Below are 447 nucleotides of genomic sequence, written 5' to 3'. Positions count from 1 at the left end.
AACGACTAGAGTAGATAGTGGTCCAGTCTTTAAGAACTTTATTACGGAGTACATTATCTGCTTCTTTGCGAATCTCATCGACAGTCTTACCGTGTTTGGCAAGAAAGTCCTCTACTTGAGACTGATGATAATATCTTTCGCTTTTCTCATCGTGATACCATATAAATCGTTCTAATTGCTGATTGTTTACATCGTACAGGTAATCTACATTTATGCTTGTCTCTGTATTTGGTATTCTCAAACGCATTTCTATCCCAACTTTCGTCATCTCCTGAAATCCAAAATAAAAATAATAACCTAGAGAATGAATAGTATTTGGTAAATCTACACTTTTATAATCAATAGAATGAATAGAAATTTCTTGAGAATCGTTGTCCACAATTTTTAAACCTTTTAACTTATAAAAAGTTCGCCCTTTCCAGAGAAATGTATAATTGTGATAATCAC

At 32.9% G+C, this 447-nt stretch carries 1 protein-coding gene; it reads right to left on the bottom strand.

Annotation, left to right across the window (positions count from 1 at the left end; translation table 11 throughout):
• Nucleotides 1-447 (bottom strand): TipC family immunity protein (locus HMPREF2613_RS07145; RefSeq protein WP_070479903.1); only part of this gene is annotated, 447 nt, incomplete at both ends.

The organism is Streptococcus sp. HMSC070B10, from assembly GCF_001808665.1.
GTDB lineage: Bacteria > Bacillota > Bacilli > Lactobacillales > Streptococcaceae > Streptococcus.
This window is presented reverse-complemented; position numbering and strand designations above follow the sequence as displayed.